This window comes from Hymenobacter saemangeumensis (assembly GCF_039541835.1).
Taxonomy (GTDB): Bacteria; Bacteroidota; Bacteroidia; order Cytophagales; family Hymenobacteraceae; genus Hymenobacter; species Hymenobacter saemangeumensis.
Window position 1 is genome coordinate 1 of record NZ_BAABGZ010000046.1, and the last position, 1838, is coordinate 1838.

Sequence of the window (1838 nt, forward strand, 5' to 3'; positions counted from 1 at the left end):
TGGGCACGGGCGGCTGCCGGCACAGGTCGGGCTGGTAGGGCTGGCCCGCCTGCACGAAGCGCGTAAGCACGCCCTGGGGCGGGCGGCTTCCGACCATGCCACCCAGGGTCAGCTCTTGGTTGGGAGCTAGTATGGTGTGCTCCACGCTGTAGCCGCCCAGGTTGGGTACGGTCACGTTCTGACTCCAGCTGGCCTGCACCTGGCCCTGGCGGCGGGTGTAGCGGGCCAGGTACGCGCCGGTCCGGCCATGGTAGCCAGTCAGCAACACGGCACTGTCGGGTCCGGCCAGGGGCAGGGCGTGCGTCACTTCGCCGCCCGTTTGGCTGCCGGGTGGCAGTACGTAGCTGGTTCGCAGCCGGTCGAGGCTGTCGAGCCAGGCCACCCATCCCTCGGCTGGCTGCGGGGCGCTGGTGCCCACCCCCGGCTGCACCAGCCCGCCCAGCAGCACGCCGCCATTGGGCAGCAGCTGGGCGCTGTTGGCAATTTCAAGGGTGGTGGCCGGCCCGGTTTGAATGTAACGCGAGCGCAGCGTGTCGCCGTTGCCGTTGATGCGCAGCACCCAGGCGTCACTGACCAGGTAGCCCGGACCCGGCACGGGCCGGGACTGGTATCCGGTGAGCAGATAGGAGCCATCAGGCACGGGCACAATGGTATAGAGGTTGCCCTCGCCGTAAGGTTCGCCGTACTGCCGCTGCCACACCACGTTGCCTACCGAGTCGAGCCGCACCACCGTGGGCCAGAACACCGTACGGGTGCTGGTCGAGTTTGGGTGGCGGAGGGTGGTAGCCCACAGCGCCCCCCCATCGGGCAAGGCCAGGAGGTATTGCCGATTAAAAGTTGTAACCCCAACGTGGTAGATGCGTCGCCACCGCTCCCTACCCATTGAATCTGTACGAGCAATAAAACTATAGCCCTGAGTTCCAACCAAGCCACCATTGCCAGATACCATTAAGTCACCTCTGCTCCCCGCAAGCGGGGTAACAGAGCTGTAGTTACTTAATGTGTTTGCTGACCACCCTGTGGATTGAAAACGAATAGTGTCTCCTTGATTATTAAACAGGAATAACCCATCCGAATAGTAGGTCATGCTTGAACTGGTATACATTCGTATAGAGCCAACTGCTGCAAAGCGCCCATGTCTTATAAACTTAAATTGATTGAGGCTGAAAGAAGGATTATTAACAGTAGGATTAGTCCCTTTGTCAAACATGCGCTGCCAAGCCTGTATGGGCTGGCTCTGGGCTGCACCAATTAAGGACAGTCCAACAATAAGAAGAACCAAATTTCTCATCGCCGCAAGGATTAGCGTACCAACATACGCCTGGTCTGAACAGGTGCGTCATCCACTACCAACGTCGCAAAGTAGACCCCTGATTGATAGCTGCGCAGGTCCAATTCGCAGCTTGTACTGCTTGGGTTGAGCGGCATTCGCTGCACTTCATGTCCATCGAGCCCGTGGCGAATCAGCAAGGCGGCTTGTTTGGTGCTGCCTGATAGTCGGTATTCGAACTTAGCCTTGTCCGTTGCAGGATTGGGGCTATTTTGAGCCAGAAAAGTTGGAGTTACATCAATGGCAGTTCTTACAGTCCCACGCTGAATTCCAGCGCCAGCAAATAGCAAGGCACACTCGCTCCGCGGAATAATGCTTTTCAATCCATTGATAATAGTATGCCCTTGGTGATAAGCTGGGGTTGATGGCAAAAAGAAAAAGTCTGTGAACAACGAATATTCCGGATGGTACCACTGCGACCCGATTTGCCGGAATGTTGGGTCAGTATTCTGCACCTCCACATTCAGCATATCTGCCGGTCCCGCACCGCCATCATCAAACAGGTTAC

General features: G+C 57.5%; 2 protein-coding genes. Both read right to left on the bottom strand.

The genetic code is table 11. From position 1 onward, the window contains the following. A partial coding sequence (locus tag ABD919_RS13925; RefSeq protein ID WP_345236626.1) for a hypothetical protein occupies nt 1-811 on the bottom strand: 811 nt, incomplete at its 3' end. A gap of 491 nt (nt 812-1302) precedes the next feature. Then, a partial coding sequence (locus ABD919_RS13930) for a T9SS type A sorting domain-containing protein (RefSeq protein WP_345236627.1) occupies nt 1303-1838 on the bottom strand: 536 nt, incomplete at its 5' end.